Source organism: Nocardioides sp. LMS-CY (assembly GCF_018732145.1).
Classification (GTDB): Bacteria; Actinomycetota; Actinomycetes; order Propionibacteriales; family Nocardioidaceae; genus Nocardioides; species Nocardioides soli.
Map to the genome: position 1 here is coordinate 2722387 of NZ_CP076104.1, position 20467 is coordinate 2742853.

Annotated in this window: 15 protein-coding genes; 5 read left to right on the forward strand and 10 right to left on the reverse strand. The window is 71.4% G+C overall.

Features of this window, described 5'->3' with window-relative positions:
* Nucleotides 1-41: 41 nt before the first annotated feature.
* Nucleotides 42-1508: a KamA family radical SAM protein gene (locus KM427_RS13165; RefSeq protein ID WP_183594723.1), complete on the forward strand. Its 1467-nt coding sequence runs from the start codon at nt 42-44 to the stop codon at nt 1506-1508.
* Between the two features lie 1013 nt (nt 1509-2521).
* Here the strand turns inward: KM427_RS13165 and KM427_RS13170 are convergent.
* A complete protein-coding gene (locus tag KM427_RS13170) occupies nt 2522-2974 on the reverse strand; it encodes an Lrp/AsnC family transcriptional regulator (protein ID WP_252274457.1) in 453 nt (150 codons plus the stop codon).
* 67 nt (nt 2975-3041) lie between these two features.
* Between KM427_RS13170 and KM427_RS13175 the strand changes: the two genes are divergently transcribed.
* The 3 genes from KM427_RS13175 to KM427_RS13185 all read left to right on the forward strand — a co-directional run bounded on the left by KM427_RS13175 (nt 3042) and on the right by KM427_RS13185 (nt 8127).
* The gene (locus KM427_RS13175) at nt 3042-3944 is read left to right on the forward strand and encodes a 5'-3' exonuclease (protein WP_183594721.1); all 903 of its coding nucleotides are present in this window, start codon (nt 3042-3044) and stop codon (nt 3942-3944) included.
* Nucleotides 3945-3970: 26 nt separating this feature from the next.
* Nucleotides 3971-4627: an NAD(P)H-binding protein gene (locus KM427_RS13180; RefSeq protein ID WP_215524152.1), complete on the forward strand. Its 657-nt coding sequence runs from the start codon at nt 3971-3973 to the stop codon at nt 4625-4627.
* A 185-nt stretch (nt 4628-4812) separates the two neighbouring features.
* A complete protein-coding gene (locus tag KM427_RS13185; RefSeq protein ID WP_252274459.1) occupies nt 4813-8127 on the forward strand; it encodes a S8 family serine peptidase in 3315 nt (1104 codons plus the stop codon).
* Nucleotides 8128-8188: 61 nt separating this feature from the next.
* Here KM427_RS13185 and KM427_RS13190 read toward each other — a convergent pair whose 3' ends face one another.
* Genes KM427_RS13190 through KM427_RS13230 form a run of 9 tightly spaced genes read right to left on the reverse strand, consistent with a single transcriptional unit; the run spans nt 8189 to nt 19503 of the window.
* Nucleotides 8189-11014 (reverse strand): DEAD/DEAH box helicase, encoded by a 2826-nt coding sequence (locus KM427_RS13190; protein ID WP_215524153.1) that lies wholly within the window; start codon nt 11012-11014, stop codon nt 8189-8191.
* Between the two features lie 40 nt (nt 11015-11054).
* On the reverse strand, nt 11055-12311 hold the full coding sequence (rocD, locus tag KM427_RS13195) for an ornithine--oxo-acid transaminase (RefSeq protein WP_286674188.1): 1257 nt from the start codon (nt 12309-12311) through the stop codon (nt 11055-11057).
* A gap of 13 nt (nt 12312-12324) precedes the next feature.
* Nucleotides 12325-13626 (reverse strand): type I glutamate--ammonia ligase, encoded by a 1302-nt coding sequence (locus KM427_RS13200; protein ID WP_215524155.1) that lies wholly within the window; start codon nt 13624-13626, stop codon nt 12325-12327.
* Nucleotides 13627-13683: 57 nt separating this feature from the next.
* Entirely contained in the window at nt 13684-14442 is a 759-nt protein-coding gene (locus tag KM427_RS13205; RefSeq protein ID WP_215524156.1) for an ABC transporter permease, read from the reverse strand.
* On the reverse strand, nt 14439-15209 hold the full coding sequence (locus tag KM427_RS13210) for an ABC transporter permease (RefSeq protein ID WP_215524157.1): 771 nt from the start codon (nt 15207-15209) through the stop codon (nt 14439-14441). Before KM427_RS13210 ends, KM427_RS13205 begins: the two co-directional genes overlap by 4 nt.
* Nucleotides 15199-15957: an ABC transporter ATP-binding protein gene (locus tag KM427_RS13215; RefSeq protein ID WP_183594713.1), complete on the reverse strand. Its 759-nt coding sequence runs from the start codon at nt 15955-15957 to the stop codon at nt 15199-15201. Before KM427_RS13215 ends, KM427_RS13210 begins: the two co-directional genes overlap by 11 nt.
* Nucleotides 15958-15962: 5 nt before the next feature.
* Nucleotides 15963-17024 (reverse strand): ABC transporter substrate-binding protein, encoded by a 1062-nt coding sequence (locus KM427_RS13220; RefSeq protein ID WP_215524158.1) that lies wholly within the window; start codon nt 17022-17024, stop codon nt 15963-15965.
* Nucleotides 17021-17890: a cupin domain-containing protein gene (locus tag KM427_RS13225; RefSeq protein ID WP_215524159.1), complete on the reverse strand. Its 870-nt coding sequence runs from the start codon at nt 17888-17890 to the stop codon at nt 17021-17023. The genes KM427_RS13220 and KM427_RS13225 overlap by 4 nt, the downstream gene beginning before the upstream one ends.
* On the reverse strand, nt 17887-19503 hold the full coding sequence (locus KM427_RS13230; RefSeq protein WP_215524160.1) for a thiamine pyrophosphate-dependent enzyme: 1617 nt from the start codon (nt 19501-19503) through the stop codon (nt 17887-17889). The genes KM427_RS13225 and KM427_RS13230 overlap by 4 nt, the downstream gene beginning before the upstream one ends.
* A 120-nt stretch (nt 19504-19623) precedes the next feature.
* On the opposite strand from KM427_RS13230, the gene KM427_RS13235 reads away from it, so the two are divergent.
* Nucleotides 19624-20418 (forward strand): IclR family transcriptional regulator, encoded by a 795-nt coding sequence (locus tag KM427_RS13235; RefSeq protein ID WP_183594709.1) that lies wholly within the window; start codon nt 19624-19626, stop codon nt 20416-20418.
* Nucleotides 20419-20467: the final 49 nt, after the last annotated feature.

The window sequence follows — 20467 nt, forward strand, 5'->3', positions numbered from 1 at the left end:
GTGTTTGCATGACCGCAAGATCTCCACCTACTCTCGGCAGTATGAGCATCGAGACCTCCATCGCTGCCCTCGTCGAGGACCAGACCGGCCAGCCGTACCCCTACCGGCGCGTCGAGCTGGTGGAGCCCGACTGGACCCGCTTCCCCGGCTGGCGCGACGTCACGGCCGCGGACTGGGAGTCGGTGCAGTGGCAGCGCGCGCACTGCATCAAGAACGTCAAGCAGCTGCGTGAGCTGATGGGCGACCTGCTCGAGGAGCGCTTCTACGCCGACCTCGAGCGCGATCAGGCCGAGCGCGCGACGATGTCGATGCTGGTGCCGCCGCAGATGATGAACACGATGGTGCCGTCGGCGGTGCCGCACGGCCCGGGCTCCCTGACCGAGGAGTTCTACGCCGACCCGGTGCGGCACTACATGATCCCGGTCCTCTCCGACCGTCGCACCGACTGGCCGTCCCACCCGCACGCCACCCGCGACTCGCTGCACGAGCACGACATGTGGGTGGCCGAGGGTCTCACCCACCGCTATCCGACCAAGGTGCTGGCCGAGCTGCTGCCCACCTGTCCGCAGTACTGCGGCCACTGCACCCGCATGGACCTGGTCGGCAACTCGACGCCGACCGTCGACAAGCTGAAGTTCGTCGGCAAGCCCCAGGACCGGCTCGGCTCGATGCTCGACTACCTGCGGCGAACGCCGCAGGTACGCGACGTCGTGGTGTCGGGCGGCGACGTGGCCAACATGCCGTGGCCGCGACTCGAGTCGTTCCTGACCTCGCTGCTGGAGGTCGAGAACATCCGCGACATCCGGCTCGCGACCAAGGCGCTGATCGGGCTCCCCCAGCACTGGCTGCAGGACGACGTCCGCTCCGGGGTCGAGCGGGTCGCGACGCTGGCCCGCTCCCGCGGGGTGTCACTGGCGATCCACACCCACGCCAACCACGCCAACTCCATCACGCCGCTGGTGGCGCGGGCCTCGGCGGCGATGCTGGAGGCCGGTGTGCGCGACGTGCGCAACCAGGGCGTGCTGCTCAACGGCGTCAACGCCGACCCGCACGCGCTGCTCGACCTGTGCTTCCGGCTGCTCGACGGTGCGCAGATCATGCCCTACTACTTCTACATGTGCGACATGATCCCGTTCTCGGAGCACTGGCGGGTCTCGGTCGGCGCCGCGCAGCGGCTGCAGCACCACATCATGGGCTACCTGCCCGGCTTCGCGACGCCGCGGATCGTGTGCGACGTGCCGTTCGTCGGGAAGCGCTGGGTGCACCAGCTCGCGTCGTACGACACCGAGCGGGGCATCTCGTACTGGACCAAGAACTACCGCACCTCGATCGAGGACGCCTCCTCGGACGCGCTGACCCGGACCTACGAGTACTACGACCCGATCCACACCCTGCCCGCCGACGGCCAGGCGTGGTGGGCCGAGCACGCCGACCTGTCCGAGACCGCGCTGAAGGCGGCCGAGGCCGCCGAGGCGTCGCGACGGACGGCGGCGCTCCAGGCCTGGTGAGCGCCAGCCCGGTGGTTGAGGTGTGAGGCGTGCCGGCGCCGAGCCTCGAGACCACCACCGCCCGAAGACCACGTGGGGCGGGGGCTGCTTCTCGGGTCGCGGGGTTTCGAGGCTCCTGCGCTCGTTCCTCGCTCCGGAGCACCTCAACCACCGGTGGTTGAGGTGTGAGGCGCGCCGGCGCCGAGCCTCGAGACCACCACCGACGGCGGGCCGCGGCGGACGCGAGGCTGCTTCTCGGGTCGCGGGGTTTCGAGGCTCCTGCGCTCGTTCCTCGCTCCGGAGCACCTCAACCACCGGTGGTTGAGGTGTGAGGCGCGCCGGCGCCGAGCCTCGAGACCACCACCGCCCGAAGACCACGTGGGGCGGGGGCTGCTTCTCGGGTCGCGGGGTTTCGAGGCTCCTGCGCTCGTTCCTCGCTCCGGAGCACCTCAACCACCGGTGGTTGAGGTGTGAGGCGCGCCGGCGCCGAGCCTCGAAACCACCACCGCCCGAAGACCACGTGGGGCGGGGGCTGCTTCTCGGGTCGCGGGGTTTCGAGGCTCCTGCGCTCGTTCCTCGCTCCGGAGCACCTCAACCACCGGTGGTTGAGGTGTGAGGCGCGCCGGCGCCGAGCCTCGAAACCACCACCGCCCGAAGACCACGTGGGGCGTGGGGCTGCTTCTCGGGTCGCGGGGTTTCGAGGCTCCTGCGCTCGTCCCTCGCTCCGGAGCACCTCAACCACCGGTGGTTGAGGTGTGAGGCGCGCCAGCGCCGAGCCTCGAAACCACCACCGCCCGAAGACCAGGCGGGGCGTGGGGCTGCTTCTCGGCTCACGGGGTTTCGAGGCTCCTGCGCTCGTCCCTCGCTCCGGAGCACCTCAACCACCGGTGGTTGAGGTGTGAGGCGCGCCAGCGCCGAGCCTCGAAACCACCACCGCCCGAAGACCAGGCGGGGCGTGGGGCTGCTTCTCGGCTCACGGGGTTTCGAGGCTCCTGCGCTCGTCCCTCGCTCCGGAGCACCTCAACCCGCGACGCTCAGACGACGGAGCGGTTCTCGTAGGGCGTCGACAGCACGATCGTCGTGCGCGTCGACACGTTGGCCGCAGCCCGCACCCGGGCGAGCAGATCCTCGAGGTCGGTCGGGGCGGCGACGCGCACCTTGAGGATGTAGGACTCGTCGCCCGCGACCGACCAGCACGACTCGATCTCGCCGATCCCGCGCAACCGCTCCGGGGAGTCGTCGGGCTGGGAGGGATCGATCGGGCGGATCGAGATGAACGCAGTCAGCGGCAGCCCGAGCTGCTCGTGGTCGATGGTCGCGCCGTAGCCGAGGATCAGCCCGCGCTGCTCGAGCCGCTTGACGCGCTGGTGGACCGCCGAGGTGGAGAGTCCCGTCGACTTGCCCAGATCCGTGAAGGACATCCGGCCGTCACCGGCCAGGAGCTCGAGGATCTTGCGGTCCGTGGCTTCGAGTTCGGGCTGGCTCACGGCGGACAGACTAGACCCAATCGCGTGGGAGGATGCGGCTGTGACCGATTCCCAGGCCGGCCGACTGATGCTCCTCGACTCCGCTTCGATGTACTTCCGGGCCTTCTTCGGGGTCCCGGAGATCGCGGCGCCGGACGGCACCCCGGTCAACGCCGTGCGGGGCTTCCTGGACTTCATCTCCCGGCTGGTGACCGACTACCGGCCGAGCGACCTGGTCTGCTGCTGGGACAACGACTGGCGTCCGCAGTGGCGGGTCGACCTGCTGCCGTCGTACAAGGCGCACCGGGTGGTCGCCGAGCGCAGCGACGCCCCCGACGTCGAGGAGGTGCCCGACCCGCTGGAGGTGCAGGTGCCGATCATCCGCGATGTCCTGGAGGCCTTCGGGCTCTGCGTGCGGGGCGTCGACGGCTACGAGGCCGACGACGTGATCGGGTCGTTCGCCACGCAGGCGACGCAGCCGGTCGACGTCGTCACCGGGGACCGGGACCTGTTCCAGCTGGTCGACGACGTGCGCGACGTGCGGGTGCTCTACATCGCTCGCGGCGTCGGCAGGCACGAGCGGGTCACCAACGACTGGGTGCGCGAGAAGTACGGCATCGACGCCGCACAGTACGCCGACTTCGCCACGCTGCGCGGCGATGCCTCCGACGGGCTCCCGGGCGTCGCCGGCGTGGGCGAGAAGACCGCGGCGACCCTGCTCGGCCGGTTCGGCGACATGGACGGGATCGTCGCGGCCGCGCTGGACCCCGACTCCGACCTGGGGCCGGGCCCGCGCGGCAAGATCAAGGCCGCAGCCGGCTACCTCGAGGTGGCACCCCGGGTCGTGGCCGTCGCTCGCGAGCTCGACCTCGACTCCCCCGACACCCGGCTGCCGCGCGAGCCGCGCGACCTGGCGCGGGTCGCCGAGCTCGGCACGACGTGGGGCATCGAGTCGCCCGTGCAGCGGCTGACCGAGGCGCTCTGCGGCTGACCCGTCGACGCCGTACGGTGGTGGGCATGAGCCGGATCGCGATCGTCGGGGGCCACGGCCAGGTGGCCCGCCATCTCATCCACGACCTCCGGCGCTCCGACCACGACGTGGTGGCGCTGGTCCGGCGGGAGTCTTACCGGGCCGAGCTCGAGCAGCGGGGCGCGCAGGTGCGGCTGCTCGACATCGAGGAGCAGGGTGCCGCCGACTTCGCCGCGGCATTCGCGGGGTGTGCGGCGGTGGTGTTCGCCGCGGGCGGTGGGCCGGACGGTAACAAGGAGCGGAAGCGGACCGTCGACCTGGAGGGCTCGCTGAAGTCGATCGAGGGCGCCCGCTCGGCCGGGATCCGGCGCTTCGTCCAGGTCTCCGCCATCGGCGTCGACGACCCGCTGCCCGACGACACCGGCGAGGTGTGGCGGGCATACGTCGAGGCCAAGCGCGACGCCGACGCGGCCCTGCGATCCAGCGATCTCGACTGGACGATCATCCGTCCCGGCCGCCTCACCGACGACCCGGCGACCGGGTTGGTCACCCTCGGCTCCTCCGTGCTGCGGGGCGATGTGACCCGTGCCGACGTCGCCGCGGTGCTCGCCGCCGTCGTGGATGCTCCGCGCACCGTCGGCCGGCAGTGGGACCTGGTGGGCGGGGACACCCCGGTGGCCGAGGCGGTCGCGACCGCGGGCTGAGCCTCGATGCTGAGCCTGGAACCACGCTGAGGCCGCGGCGGCGGTCCACGTCAAAAACTGGGGACGTGTCTTGTCGCCGTACCCGTGGGGGCCCTACGGTCCGAGAAGTGCGGTGCCGGGGTCGCGACGTCACGGGCCCCGGGCTCCGTGCGGCGCAATCTCGGTCTCATGGAAGGCGGACCAGCATGTCCCCACGCGCGCCCCACTCTCGTCAGCTCCGACTCGCCGTGGCCGGCTCGGCTGCGGCCCTCGCGATCACCGGCCTGGTCGCGACCGCGGCTCCGGCCAGCGGAGGTCCGCCCGGCGACGGCTTCACGATCGCCGATACCCAGCCGACCCTGACCGGCCGGTCCAGCGGCGACAAGGCGCCGTCGAGCTCCATGGCCGAGACCTCGCCGTCCCTGCTCAAGCTCGATTCGGCCAAGCGCGTCCCCGTCGTCATCAAGTACGACTACGACGCGATCGCGAGCTACACCGGCACCGTGCCCGGGCTTGCGGCGACCAGCCCGAGCGTGACCGGCCGTCCGGTGACCGCCGGGACCAGCGCGCTCCGCGACTACCGCGCGTACGTGAACCGCCAGGAGCGGGCGATCAGTCGCCGGGTCGAGGCGGCCGTCCCGGCCACCAGCATCGACCAGAGCTACCAGGTCGCGTACGGCGGTGTCTCGGCCGTCGTGCCCGGCAACCAGATCCGCACGCTGCTCGCCGTGCCCGGCGTCGTGGCGGTCCAGCGGGACGCGCTGCGGCAGCCGCTGACGGACTCGAGCACCCGGTTCATCAACGCCACGGCGGCCTACGAGGAGCTGCGCACGACGAGGAGCGCCGGCAAGGGGATCATCCTCGCCAACATCGACACCGGTCTGTGGCCCGAGCACCCCTCCTTCGCCGACCACGGAAACCTGTCCGCTCCCCCGGGCCCGGCCCGGGCCTGCGCGTTCGGCGACAACCCGCTGACGCCGGCCGACGACCCGTTCGTCTGCAACAACAAGCTGATCGGCGGCCAGCCCTTCCTCGACACCTACGCCGCCCTGAACGACGACCTGGTCTACCCCGGTACCGCGCGCGACTCCGAGGGCCACGGCTCGCACACGTCGTCGACCTCCGCGGGCGACATCGTCACGAACGTCAAGACGCTCGGACCGACGCTCTCCCGGGTCAACGGCGTCGCCCCCGGCGCCTGGGTCGTGGAGTACAAGGCCCTCGGCCCCCAGGGCGGCTACGCCTCCGACCTGACCGCCGCGGTCCAGCAGGCGATCGTCGACGGCGCCGACGTCATCAACTACTCCATCAGCGGTGGGAGCAGCCCGCTCACCGACTCGACCGAGCTCGCCTTCCTCGACGCCTACAACGCCGGCGTCTTCGTCGCGGCCTCGGCGGGCAACAGCGGTCCGGGAGCATCCACCTCGGACCACCTGAGCCCGTGGGTCACCACCGTGGCCGCCTCCACCCAGACGCGGTCGTTCACCTCCACGCTGACCCTGACCGCCGGTGACGGCGCGACGTACTCGGTCAAGGGTGCGTCGATCACCGCGGGCGCCGGTCCGGCCCCGGTGACGCCCGCATCGGCAGCGCCGTACGGCGACCCGCTGTGCCAGACCCCGGCGCCCGCCGGGACCTTCACCGGGCAGATCGTGGTCTGCCAGCGCGGCGTCAACGGCCGGGTCGAGAAGGGCTACAACGTGCTGCAGGGCGGCGCGGCCGGGATGATCCTCTACAACCCGACCCTGGCCGACGTGGAGACCGACAACCACTGGCTGCCGTCGGTGCACGTGGCCGACGGCACCGACCTGACGGCGTTCCTCGCCGCCCACTCCGGCGTCACCGCCAGCTTCACGGCGGGCCGGGCCGACACCGGCAAGGGCGACGTGATGGCGGCGTTCTCTTCACGCGGCCCGGGCGGCTCCTTCATCAAGCCCGACATCACCGCGCCCGGGGTCCAGATCCTTGCGGCGATGACGCCCACCCCGACCGAGGTCGTCAACGGACCGCCCGGCGAGTACTACCAGGTGATCGCGGGGACATCGATGTCGGCTCCGCACATCGCGGGAGCGGCGATCCTGCTCAAGGCGCTCCACCCGGGCTGGACGCCGGGCCAGATCAAGTCGGCCATGATGACGCAGTCGCTCACGAAGGTCGTCAAGGAGGACGAGACGACTCCGGCCGACGCGTTCGACATGGGCGCCGGCCGGATCGACGTCGGGCGCGCGGCCGACGCGCCGATGACGATCTCGGACACGACCGACGACATGTTGGCCTACACCGCGGACCCGGTGCATGCGATCGACCTGAACATCCCGTCGATCAACGCACCCACGATGCCCGGCTACATCGACACGGTCCGGACCGTGCAGAACGTGACCGGCAAGACGCTGCACGTGAAGGCGTACGCGTCGCTGCCCGACGCCACGGAGATCAGCTTCTCGCCGCGGTCGTTCACGCTCAAGCCCGGCCGGTCGACGTCGGTCGAGATGCGGCTCACCTCGGACGCCCCGATCGGCGCCCAGCAGTTCGGCACGGTGTACTTCGACACCAACCGCGGCGACCTGCACCTGCCGGTGGCGTTCATCCGCCAGCAGGGCACCGTGACGGCGACCCAGTCCTGCGACCCGGCCAGCGTGCGGGTCAAGGCGATGACGACCTGCACGATCTCGGCGACCAACACCGACTTCGACGCACAGGCGGTCTCGTTCACCACCACGACCAACGACCGGCTCCAGCTCACCGGCACTACGGCGGGCCGCCTGCGGGGCGGCAAGGTCAGCGGTCTCACCACCCTGGCCGGCGCCAGCCTGGGGGTGCCGTCGGTGGCTCCGGCCAGCGACTCCCCCGGCGGCGGGTTCCTGGACCTGGCCGGGTTCGGGATCGCCCCGATCTCGGTCGGGGACGAGGACGTCCTCAACTTCACGACGCCGTCGTTCATGTTCAACGGCAAGGCGGCAAGCAGCATCGGCATCGACACCAACGGCTATCTCGTCGTCGGCGGCGCCACCTCGGAGGACAACGAGTGCTGCACGCTGCCGTCCGGCGCGTCCTCGGCGCGGCCGAACAACGTGCTCGCGCCCTTCTGGTCCGACCTGAACGGCACCGGCGCGCCCGGGGTCAGGGTGGGCACCCTCACCGACGGCGTGAGCCAATGGATCGTCGTCCAGTGGGATGTCAACGTGTTCGGGACGACCGACACCCGGCACTTCCAGGTCTGGATCGGCACCCAGCCGACCCAGGACATCACCTACGAGTACAGCGCCCCGCAGACCGACCCGGGCGGACAGCCCTTCCTGGTCGGCGCGGAGAACGAGGCCGGGGAGGGTGACATGTCCGCGACGCTGCCGACCGGGACGCTGCGCGTGACCTCGACCGACCCGACGCCCGGTGACACGTTCACCTACACGGTGACCGCGAAGGGGGTGAAGAAGGGCAGCGGGGTCGTGCACACCGAGCTGACGGCGCCGAAGGTGCCCGGTGTGACCACGCTGGACAGCGATGTGAGCGTCACGCGCTGAGCTCCGTCCGACACCGCCCCGGTCCGCGCCGGGGCGGTGTCGGCCGCTCGGAACCGCCCGGTCACTCCTCGTCGTCGGCCAGGCTGGAGTAGGCCACCACGCCGCGGCGCAGGCGGCGCACGACCTCGCGTGCGGTCTCCCGCAGCGGCCCCGGGCCGGAGGCGTCCGCGACCTGTCCAGCCAGGTCGATCAGCTGCTTCATCCACCGCACGAAGTCACCGGCGGCGAGGTCGCTGGCCACCAGCACGTCGTCGAGCTCGTCGCCCTCCGCCCACCGGTAGGCGACCCAGGCGAAGCCCAGGTCGGGCGCGCGCAGGAAGTCGAGCCGGTGGTCGCGCTCGAGCGCGTCGAGGCTGCCCCAGAGCCTGACCATCTCGCCGATCGCCTCTCGGATCGCACCGCCGGGCAGGCGAGGGGCGCTCGCGTCGTCGGGGCGGCGCGCCTCGAAGACCAGCACGGACAGCGCCGCGGCGAGGCCCGACGGCGCGAGGTCGTCCCACAGCCCGAGGCGGATCGACTCGGCGGCGACCAGATCCATCTCGGAGTACAGCCGCATCAGGTGCCGGCCCCGATCGGTGATGGCGTCGCCCTCGAGGTAGTCCAGAGCCGTCAGCACGTCGCAGACGCGGTCGAACTGCCGTGCGACCGTGTTGGTGCGCTGCTCCACCCGCCGGCGCAGGGTCTGGGCGTCCTTGTCGAGCTTGAAGTAGCGCTCGGCCCAGCGGGCGTGGTCCTCCCGGTCCGGGCAGTCGTGGCACGGATGCCCACGGAGCTCCGCGCGGAGCCGGGCGATCTCCTCGTCGGCGTGGGTCCGCGTCGGGTCGGTACGCCGGGCACCCTGCTTGGCCAGCCGGGGCGGCGCCAGGTCGTGGGTCTTCGACCGCAGCGCGGAGGCCAGGTCGCGCCGCATCTGCGGGTTGCGGCCGTTGAAGTTCTTCGGGATCCGGACCTTCGCCTGCGCCGCCACCGGGGCCGGGAAGTCGATCATGGCCAGCCGCCGGGCCTGCCGATCCGACGTCACGACGTAGGGCCGCGGCCCCTCGGGCGACCAGCCAGGGTCGACCACGACCGCCCAGCCGGCGAACTTGCCGGTCGGCACCATGATCACGTCGCCGGGCTTCAGCTCGCGCAGCGAGGCCATCGCCTCGTCGCGCAGGTCCGCCTTGCGCGCCCGGCTGGCGCCCTTCTCGACCTCGCCGATCCGGCGGCGCAGCGCGGCGTACTCCATGAAGTCGCCGCGGTCGCAGGTCGCGGCCTCCCGGTAGCCGTCGAGCGCCTCTTCGGCCTTGTGCAGCTGCCGGGCCAGCCCGACGACCGCCTTGTCGGCCTGGAACTGGGCGAACGACTGCTCGAGCAGCTCCCGCGAGCGGGCCCGTCCGAACTGGTGCACGAGGTTGACCGCCATGTTGTACGACGGGCGGAAGGACGACCGGAGCGGATAGGTGCGCGTCGAGGCCAGGCCGGCGAGCTCGCGCGGGTTCATGCCGGGCTGCCAGAGCACGACTCCGTGGCCCTCCACGTCGAGCCCGCGCCGGCCCGCCCGACCGGTGAGCTGGGTGTACTCCCCCGGCGTGATGGCGGCGTGGGTCTCGCCGTTCCACTTGTCGAGCTTCTCGATCACGACCGTGCGGGCGGGCATGTTGATGCCGAGCGCCAGGGTCTCGGTCGCGAAGACGACCTTGCAGAGCCCGCGCAGGTAGAGCTCCTCGACGCACTCCTTGAAGGTGGGCAGCATGCCGGCGTGGTGGGCGGCCACGCCGCGGGTCAGGCCGTCGAGGAAGTCGTGGTAGCCCAGCACGTGCAGGTCGTCGGGCGGCAGGTGTCGGCAGGCGGCCTCGACGTAGGCGTAGATCTCGTCGCGCTCCTCCGGGGTGGTGAGCCGCACCCCGGCGTTCAGGCACTGCGTGACCGCGGCGTCGCAGCCGACCCGGCTGAAGATGAACACGATCGCCGGCAGCAGGCCCTCGCGGTCGAGCCGGTCGATGACGTCGACCCGGCTGGGGATCCACACCCGGCGGCCGTTGCCGACGGTCCTGGCGGCCGCGTGCTTGCTGGTCGCCTTCCGGTTGCGGTCGCGCGGCGAGCGCCGGTCGCGCATGCGGGTGCTCGCCCAGTCGTCGCGAGCCACCTTGAGCAGCTCGTCGTTGACCGGGGCGCCCTCCTTCACGAAGCCCGCGGCCGCGTCGACGTCGGACGACGCGAACAGGTCCAGCAGCCGCTTCCCCACCATGACGTGCTGGTAGAGCGGCACGGGACGCCGCTCCTCGACGATCACGCTGGTGTCGCCGCGGACGGTCTCCAGCCACTCGCCGAACTCCTCGGCGTTCGACACCGTCGCCGAGAGCGACACGAGCGCGACCGACTCCGGCAGGTGGATGATCACCTCCTCCCAGACGGCACCGCGGGCCCGGTCGGCGAGGTAGTGCACCTCGTCCATCACCACGAACCCGAGACCCAGCAGCGTGCGGCTGCCGGCGTACAGCATGTTGCGCAGCACCTCGGTGGTCATCACGACGATCGGTGCCTCGCCGTTGACGACGTTGTCACCGGTGAGCAGGCCGACCTGGTCGGCGCCGTACCGCGCCACGAGGTCGTTGTACTTCTGGTTCGACAGCGCCTTGATCGGCGTCGTGTAGAAGCACTTGCGGCCGGTCTGGAGGGCGAGGTGGACGGCGAACTCCCCCACGATCGTCTTGCCGGAGCCGGTCGGGGCCGCGACGAGCACGCCGCGACCCTCCTCGATCGCCTCGCACCCCCGGCGCTGGAAGTCGTCGAGCGGGAAGTCGTAGAGCGCGACGAAGTCCTTGAGCACCGGGTGCTGCCGGTGCTTGCGATAGTCGGCGTACCGCTCGGCCGGCGAGAGCTGCTGGTCGTCCGCGGTGCTCATAGGCCCCACACTAGTGGGGCCGCAACGCTCCACCTCTCCGTCAACCGTGGTGCTGAGCCTCCCGACCGTCGGCCAGCGCGTCGGCCAGCTGCTCGATCATCCATTCGATCTCGGACCGGGTGATCACCAGGGGCGGCGCGAGCCGTACCGTCTGCCCGTGGGTGTCCTTCGTGAGCAGCCCACGGCCGAGGAGACGTTCGCAGAGCTGGCGGCCGCTCATCAGGTCCGGCTCCACGTCGATACCCGCCCACAGACCCCGGCTCCGGACGGCCGTCAATCCCTGTCCGACGAGCTCGTGCAGGCCGGCCGCGAGCGCCTCTCCGAGCGCCCGGGCACGTTCCTGGTACTCGCCCGTGTCGAGCAGTGCGACAACCGCCTGGCCGACCGCGGCCGCCAGGGGGTTGCCGCCGAATGTCGAGCCGTGGCTGCCCGGCCGGATCACCCGCATGACGTCGCGAGTGGCCAGCACGGCGGAGACGGGAAGGAGACCGCCGCCCAGGGCCTTGCCGAGGATCAGGACGTCGGGGCGCACCGACTCGTGATCGACGGCGAACGTCGTTCCGGTCCGGCCCAGACCGCTCTGGATCTCGTCGGCCACGAACAGCACGTCCTGCTGCCGGGTGAGTGCCCGGACCGCGCTCAGGTAGCCGTCGGGCGGGACGATGACGCCGGCCTCGCCCTGGATCGGCTCGAGCAGCACGGCCGCGGTCTCGTCGTCGACCGCCGCCGACAACGCGTCCGCGTCGCCGAACGGGACGGTCACGAAGCCCGGCGTGAAGGGGCCGAATCCGCTCCGTGCCTCGTGGTCGCTCGAGAAGCCGACGATCGTCGTCGTGCGGCCGTGGAAGCTGTCGGCGGCAACCACGATCTTCGCCCGGCCCGGCTCGATGCCCTTGGCCTCGTATCCCCATCGGCGGACCAGCTTGATCGCGGTCTCGACGGCCTCGGCGCCGGTGTTCATCGGGAGCACCGTCTCCAGGCCGGCCAGCTCCGCCAGGTCGCGGCAGAAGGGCCCGAGCCGGTCGTGGTGGAAGGCCCGGCTGGTCAGCGTGACCCGGTGGAGCTGCTGCTCGGCGGCGGCGATGAGGCGCGGATGCCGGTGCCCGAAGTTGAGCGCGGAGTATCCGGCCAGGCAGTCGAGGTAGCGCCTGCCCTCGATGTCGCGCACCCAGGCACCGTCTGCGTCGGTGACCACCACCGGCAGCGGCGCGTAGTTGCGTGCCACCACGGCCTCCGCGAGCCGGATCTGGGCCTGTGTCTCGACCGGTGTGGGCAGGTCTGCGTCTCGGGCCGCCACCGACCCCACCTCCTCAGTACACATCGGCGATCCGCTGCACCATGTCGGCGGCCTCGAGCCCGTCGACCTGAGCGATCTCGTGCCGCTTCACCGCGAGGAACGTGTCCAGCAACGGAGCCGGGAGCCACGAACACAGCTCCTCGTCCGCGACGAGGGCACCGAGCGCCTCGGGAAGACTCGTCGGAAGCGGCGCCACCTCGGCCGGGCCGGTTGTGGTGACGTCCTCGGGCCAGACGGTCGGACTGGGACAGCTCGGATCGGTCATCCCCGCCAGCCCGGCTCGGAGCAGCAGGCCGAGTGCGAGCCAGGGGTTGGCCGTGGCGTCGCACGCGCGGTACTCGAGGTTGAGCTGCCGGGCTGCTTCGTCCTCGTCCGCCGAGGTGGTCGGGCAGATCCGCAGCAGCGCCTCCCGGTTGCGCTCCGCGAGGAAGGCGCCGGCGCTGCTCCAGCGACGGGGCGTGAGCCTCAGGAAGGACGCGGGGCTGGGTGCCGTCCACGCGCTCAGTGCAGGTGCGTGCCGCAGCACTCCGGCGGCGAATCTCGTGCCCGACTCGGACAAGCGCCCGGGCCGCGCCGGGTCGAAGAGGGTCGGCTGCCCGTCGGCGGAGCGGAAGCTGAGATGGACGTGCACGCCCGTGCCGGTGCCGTCGGGGCGCTGCAACGGGGCGAAGGACGCCCGCAGCCCGCGCCGGGCCGCCAGGTCGCGCACCAGCTCGCGCAGGAGGACGGCTCGGTCGGCTGCCACCAGGGCTCCCGTCGGCGCGAGGGTGATCTCGAACTGCGACTCGCCGTACTCGGGCAGCCAGGTCTCCGGCTCGAAGCCGCAGTTCGCCAACAGGTCGAGGAGCTCGCCGCCGAAGCGGGCCGCATCGCGATGGCGACGCAGGGAGAAGGGCGGCGAGCCGTCCAGCCCGAGGAGCACGAACTCGTGCTCGAAGCTGGCGACCACCCGGAGGCCGAGCGTCTGCTCGAAGTCGGCGAGCACCTGTCTCAGGAATCCGCGAGGACAACCTGTCCACGGCGCCCCGTCGGTCAGCGTCTGGTCGGCGAGGAAGAGTCGCAGGGCCGGCGCGTCGGTCTCCGGGTCGGTGGGCACCACGACGGACGTCGCCTCGTCGGGGATCAGCCGGAGATCGCCGGCGGAGCCGAAGGCGTTGTCCGGGGCGATGTCACCGAACGCGGTCAGCGCCAGGTTGGCCGGGACCCAGCCGACGCCGGAGCGCAGCACCGAGTCGAGGCGGGATCCGGGTGCGCCTCGCCCACGCACCTGCGCGCCGAGGTCGCAGGTGGCGACGAAGAGGTCGGGAGATGTCATCGGTGTCCTTCTCGATCGGGACCGTGCTCAGGGGTGTCGTGCTCAGGGGTGTCGTGCTCAGGGGTTCGGGGCGTACCGGCTCCGGATCCGCACCTCGACCGCCCGCAGGAGCATCACGGGCACCACCGCGATCACCATCACGAGGAGGACGATCCCGGTGATCCGCTCGACCTCGGCCAGCCGCATCAGCCGGAGGATCTCGCCTCCGATGCCGCCGGTGCCGGTCAGCAGCTCGGCCAGGATCAGACCGATGAAGGTGAAGGCGAGACACAGCCGCAGGGCCGTGACCACGTAGGGCAGCAGCGCGGGAAGCACGATCAGCCGCGTCGCCTGGACGGGGCGCAGTCGGTAGGCAGAGATGACCTTGCGATAGCGGGGGTCCAGGCCCTCGGTGGCCTCCATCATGACGATCGCGGCGATGAACACGCCGTGGAAGACGGCGAAGCTCAGCTTCGCCGAGTCCCCCAGCCCGAGCGCGAGGATGAACACCGGGAAGAACACGATCTTGGGGGTCGCGTTCACCAGGTGCAGGACCGGGCCGAGCACTCTGCGGGCCAGCGACGAGCCACCCGCGAGCGCGCCGGCGAGGATCCCGATGACGGCAGCAAGCAGGAACGACAGCCCCAACAGCCGCAGCGTCGAGAGGAGACTCGATCGGAACCGGGGGTTGCCGAGGGCATCGACCATCCCTTCGACGGCGTCGGTCGAGGTCGGCACCGACGGGCTCGCCACCATCATGCTGATCGCCTGCCACAGGACCAGCACCACGATGGGCGCGGCCAGGTAGGTCGCGGCGCCACGCACCAGGGAGCTCATGCGCGAACCTCCACGTGCCCGGGGGCGAGTACCCGCCGTTGGACCATCGCGATGCCGACGTACATCGAGCCGATCAGCGCCAGCACGAGCAGGATCGCGCCGTACATCCGGGTCAGGTCGAAGCTCTCGTACGCCGAGTGGATCGCGTGGCCGAGGCCCCGCGGGGACAGGATGAGCTCAGCGGCGATCACGCCGATGGCGCTGTAGGCGGAGCTCAGTCGCAGCCCGGTCAGCAGCGCGGGGGCCATGCCCGGCAGGGTCAGACGCGTCAGGCGCGAGAGGCCGCGCACCTCGTAGACCCGCGCCAGCTTGTCCAGGTACGCAGGCAGTGAGTCGAGCCCCGCCAGCACCTGGGTCAGCATGGGGACGACCCCGAGGAGCACCCCCGTCAGGACCAGGGAGACGACGCCCTGCCCGAGCACGGCGATGAACACGGGGTAGAGCGCGAAGACCGGGATGGCGGGCAGGACCACGATGTAGGGCTCGCACGCCGACCTGATCATCCGGCTCCGCGAGAGCGCAAGGGCGCAGCAGGTCCCGATGAGCACGGAGAAGCAGGTCGCGACCAGGATCGCCGTCGCCGACGGCAGGATGACCGTTCGCCATCCCTCGCCCCGACCGACGATCTCCCACGCTCCCCGGACCATCTGGGTCGGCGGCACGACGATCTGCGGGTCGATCAGGCCGACCCGGCAGCCGACCTCCAAGGCGGCGACGGCGGCGACGAGCAACACCGGCAGCGACAGTCGGTCGCGTCTAGTACGCAAGGGACGCCCACACCTTCGCGACGACCTGAGCGACCCGGGGGTCGCCCAGCTGGTCCGCGGACCGATGGTCGGGCAGCGGTACCTCGAGATCCTGGACCACGGTCGCGGGTCGGCCGGAGAGCACCAGGACCCGATCGGCCAGCAGCACCGCCTCCTGGATGCTGTGGGTGATGAGCACGGCGGTACGTCCCTGCTCCCGACAGATGCGCTGCACCTCGAGCCCCAGCCGGAGGCGCAGCTGCTCGTCGAGGGCTCCGAACGGCTCGTCGAGCAGCAGCACCGACGGGTCGGTGGCCAGCACCCGGGCGAGCGACACCCGCTGACGCATCCCGCCCGAGAGGGCGGCCGGGTGCATGGTGCGGTGCTCCCACAGGTCGACCATCCGCAGCGCCGCCTCGACCTTGGCGGCGATCTCGTGACGATCCCGGCGCGAGGCCTCGAGCGGAAAGGCGACGTTGCGGTAGACCGTGCGCCACGGGAGCGTGGTGTCCTCCTGGAACATCACGCCGACCGAACGGATCGGCCGGTCGACCCGCCGACCTCCGACGACGACCTCGCCCCGGTCGGCACCGCGGATGCCGGCCATGATCTCGAGCAGCGAGCTCTTCCCGCATCCGCTGGGGCCCACGAGCGCGACGAACGACCCGGGGGCGAGCTCGAAACTGATGCCATCGACTGCCGGCACCCCGCCGTAGGCCTTGGACACCGCGCGCACGGAGACGGCGGCGCGGTCGATCGCCCCGCTCACCTGGGTCACCGCAGCCGCGCGGGCAGTTCGAAGCCCACGTCCTGCATGAAGTCGGCGGCGAACAGCGTGGCGGTGGTCGTCTGCTTCACCCCGGCGCGGTCGAGGCTGTCCTCGACCGCGAGCCATCCGTTGTCGTCCAGGCCACCGGTGCCGAACGCCCCCGCCGCCACGGCGACCTCGAGGACCTCGACGGCGACGTCGGGATCGATCTCGGCCGCCTCGGCCCAGAGCTTGCCGGCCTCGGCCGGGTCCTGCTCGATGTACTCCACGGCGGCGGCATATCCCTGGAGCAGATCCTTGATGACGTCCCGGTTCTCGTCGAGGATCGCCGGCGTCGTCACGAGCAGCTCCCAGCTGTAGTCCGGCACGATCTCGCTGGCGGTGCCGAGCATCGCTCCGAAGCGCTGCTCGCTGCCCACGTAGAGCGTCGCCGGGATGAAGGCGAGGTCGAGGTCGCCACTGGACAGCAGCGTCACCGCCTCGCCCGACCCGCCGGAGGACACCATCTCCACCTGGTCGCCCTCGGCGAGTCCGAACTCGTCCATCGCGAGGTAGGCCAACGATTCGGTCACCGACTTCGGGTTCGTGTAGCCCCACCGGAGCCCGTCGCTTCCTCGCACGTCGTCGAGGGTCTTCAGGCCGGACTTCTGCGAGGCGACCAGATACGTGCCGGCCAGGTTGCGTGAGGGCGCTGCGACCGCGGTGACCTCGATTCCGCTCTGCGCCGCCTCCGCCGCGGCCAGGGTGCCGACGCTGGCCAGCGGCACCTCGGCCGCCAGGGCGTTGCGGATGTCGCTGCTGCCGCCGGCGCTGCCGATGATCTCGTCGACCTCGACTCCGTGCTCGGCGAACGTTCCCTTCGCGGTGCCCACGATCCAGGGAACGCTCGACTCGAGCACGGGGTAGGCGCCGACGACGACCGACACGTGCCGTACGCCGTCGTCGTCGGTCTCGACCGTGGAGCCCCCGGAGCCGCAGGCGGTCAGCCCCATCGCCACGGCGACGGCGAGCGACGGGACGGCGATGCGTCGGGTGCGGCAACGGCGGGACCTGCTGGACTGCATCATGCTTGCTCCTCAGGGATGGGTGCCGCCGCGATCGGCAGCGGGAGGGGATAACGGACGACGAGGAACTCGGCGGACCCGACCGGGGCCACGGACGGGAGGTGCGTCTCACCGGTGCGCACCATCGCGCCGGCTCCGACTCCGAAGGTCGTCGAGTCGCAGGTGAACGAGCCCCCGGTCAGGAACCAGAACTCCGGCTGGTGCTCGGAGATCGGCTGCAGCGTCTGGGGGCTGGTGATCCGCACCATCTCGACGCTGGTGCGACGCTCGCCGAAGATGCCGAGGTAGCGGCGCTCGAGGCCGGAACCCGCAGGCACCCAGTCGAACGCCTGCGGACGCATCATCACGATGTCGCGGTAGCGGGGCGACGCGTACTCGACCTTGCGGCCCTGATGAGCCGCCCAGACCAGGTGGCTGGTCTCCATCGGGCGGCCGTGCACGTCGAGTCCGAAGTTCTCCGTCTCAGCGTCGAGCCGGGCGACGACCCGCGCCTGCTCGTCCCACGACAGGTAGTACTGGCCGCTGGCCCCCGGGAACTGGACGGCGAGGACGTCGGCGTCCTCGTCCTGGTGCTGCGGCCCGTAGGCGACGCTCTCCGGGAAGTAGGCGCAGTCGCCGGCTCGCAGCACGTGATCACCGAGTCGCACCGAGCCCGACACGATGTACCGGAACTGGTCGAAGTTGTGCTTGTGTCGTGGCTTGTCCCAGCCCTTCTCCAGGGTCGCGACGGAGATCCAGGTGTTCTCGCCCGGACGCACGGAGTCGAACGGGTACGAGAACACCTTCATCCCGGAGCCGAGGTACTCGTCGAGCTCGGCCTTCACCAAGAGGTCTGGTGCGACGAAGCCCTCCACGTGCTGCTGGTTCATTCCGTCTTCGCTCCTTCCTGTGCGCCGTCGTCGAGCACGGCTTCGATGAGTACGGGAGCCTCCGCAGCACGGAGGCCGGGGATGAGGTCGTCCATGCTCGCGGCGAGCTCGGCAGTGGTGGACACGCGCTCGGCACGACATCCGAGTCCGCGCGCCATGCTGGAGATGTCCAGACCGAGATGCCGGGGCCACGGCGCCCGGCCGTGGGGCGCGGCGAGCTGGTCCATGATCGCGTAGCCCCCGTTCGCGAGGACGACGTACAGCACGCCGATGCCGTAGTGCTGCGCGCTCCACAGCGACTGGATCGCGTACATCGAGGAACCGTCGCCAACGACGGCGACCACGGGCCGGTCCGGTTGGGCGAGCCGCAGGCCGGCCGCGGCGGGCATCGCGAAACCGAGGCCGCCCATCGCCGCGCTGAAGAAGCCTCCGGGACGCCGGGCAGGCAGCGCCTCGAGCAACCGGTGTCGGTCCGAGGGACACTCCTCCACGACCACCGCGTCCTCCGGGAGGCGGCGGGCCAGTTCTCTGAGGACGCCGTCGGCGTCGAACCGGGTCGGGCCCGGCGGCCGCGGACGTCGCTGCGGTGGGCGACCGGGAGGCGTCGGTGCGGCTCGCACGGCCCGGACCCGATCGGCCAACGCCGTACACGCGGGGGCCAACGAGCCGAGCACGAGCTGCTCCGCCGTACTGACCGTCGCCTCCGTCGGATCGACGACCAAGGACAGCACCCGAGTGCCGGGCGAGAACAGTGGACCCTCGTCGAACAGGTACTGGCGCAGCGAGGGCGCGCCGACCACCACGACGACGTCGTGTGGATCCAGCGTCGCGCGCAGCTGTCGCCGGTGGGCCGGCAGGTGGCCCGCGAAGCGGGGGTCGTCCTGCCGGAAGCCGGCCCGCGCGCCGAAGGGCTCCTGCCACACCGCACACCCCAGGGCCTCGGCGAGGCGGCCGACCGCGTCCCAGGTCGCTGCCGAGTCGGCGTCCGCACCGACGACGATGACCGGTGACGCCGCGGCACCGAGCACGTCGACGTAGTCCTCCAGCTCCGCCGCGCGGACGCCGGTGGCCACGGTGAGGCGTCGTGGACTCGCCAGCTCCCGGCCGTCCGGCCACGGCGCGCTCCAGTAGTCGGTCGGCACCACCAGGACTGCCGGCCCACGGTGCAGCATCGCCTCATTGGTGGCTCGGAGCAGAAGTGAGGGCACGTCCGCGGCAGACCCGGGTTGACCACACCAGACCGGATACTCCCCCGCCAGCCCATTGAGTCGCCCGACGAGGAAGGGCTCGTTGACCAGGTGGCGCGAGTCCTGCTGACCGACGATCACGACGACCGGCGCCCGGTTCACCCGGGCCGTCGCGATCGCCCCGACCGCGTTGCCGAGGCCGGCGGTCGTGTGGAGCACGGCCAGGGCGGGCCGGCCGGTCCCCAGCGCATGGCCGGTCGCCATGCCCACCACCGAGCCCTCGTGCAGCCCGAGCATGAAGCGGACGTCGTCCGGGAGACCCGCGAGCAGGTCGATCTCGGTCGAGCCCGGGTTGGAGAACACCGTGGTCATCCCCAGCTCGCGGAGCAGGTCCAGGGCTGCGTCACGCACAGTCGTCTCGGGCATCCGGTGCAGCCTCCTCTCGTCGTTGACCGGGAGCCTGTCGACGCGTGGAACACTCGACAACGGCTTGTCGCATGTGGCGGAATATCTTCCCGTCGACAGCAACGACCACGAGGAGTGGACATGCCCCCGAGCGCGAGCAGCGCCCCGGACACCGCCATCATGCGGTGCCTGCGAGTCCTCGACTGCCTCGGTGCCACGCCGGGTCCGCACACGCCGACGACCATCGGCGCGACCACCGGGCTGCCGCCAGCCACGGTCCACCGGATCCTGGCGACCCTCGTGGAGTGGGGCGGCGTCGAGCGGATCGGTCGTGGCCGCTACCGCCTGGGCCTGCACATGTGGCGGCTGGGGGCGGCGGTGCCCTCGGCCCGGGTGCTGCGCGATCTGGCCCTGCCCTATCTCGAGGATCTCTACGAGGCGACGCACCTGGTCGTGCACATGGCCGTGCCCGACGGCGACGAGGTGCTCTACCTGGAGAAGATCACCGCGCGCAGGTCGGTCCGGGTGACCTCCGGAGTCGGTCGCCGCCTGCCGATGCACGCCACCGGGCCCGGCAAGGTGCTCCTCGCGTTCGGGGACCCGTCGCTCCTGGAACGGGTGGTCGAGAACGGCCTGCCCCGCCTCACGCCGGCCACGATCACCTCCGAGCGCGCGCTTCGAGCGGCCCTGGCCGACATCCGCCGGACCGGAGTGGCGATCTCGCGCGAGGAGGCCTCCGCCGGTACGGCGTCCGTGGCGGCTCCGGTCTTCGCCGAGGGCCGCGACGCCGTCGCCGCCCTCGCGGTGGTCGGCGCCGCCGACAGCATCGACACGGCCCGTCTGGCACAGCCGCTCAGAACCGTCGCTCACGCACTCTCGAGGGCGCTGCAGGCGCGCGCCCAGGTCGGCGGGCTTCCGCCCGCATCGTTCAACTGACCGGTATTCCGCAGGGTGCGAGGAGTGGTTCCACGCGCCGCGGTCGTGC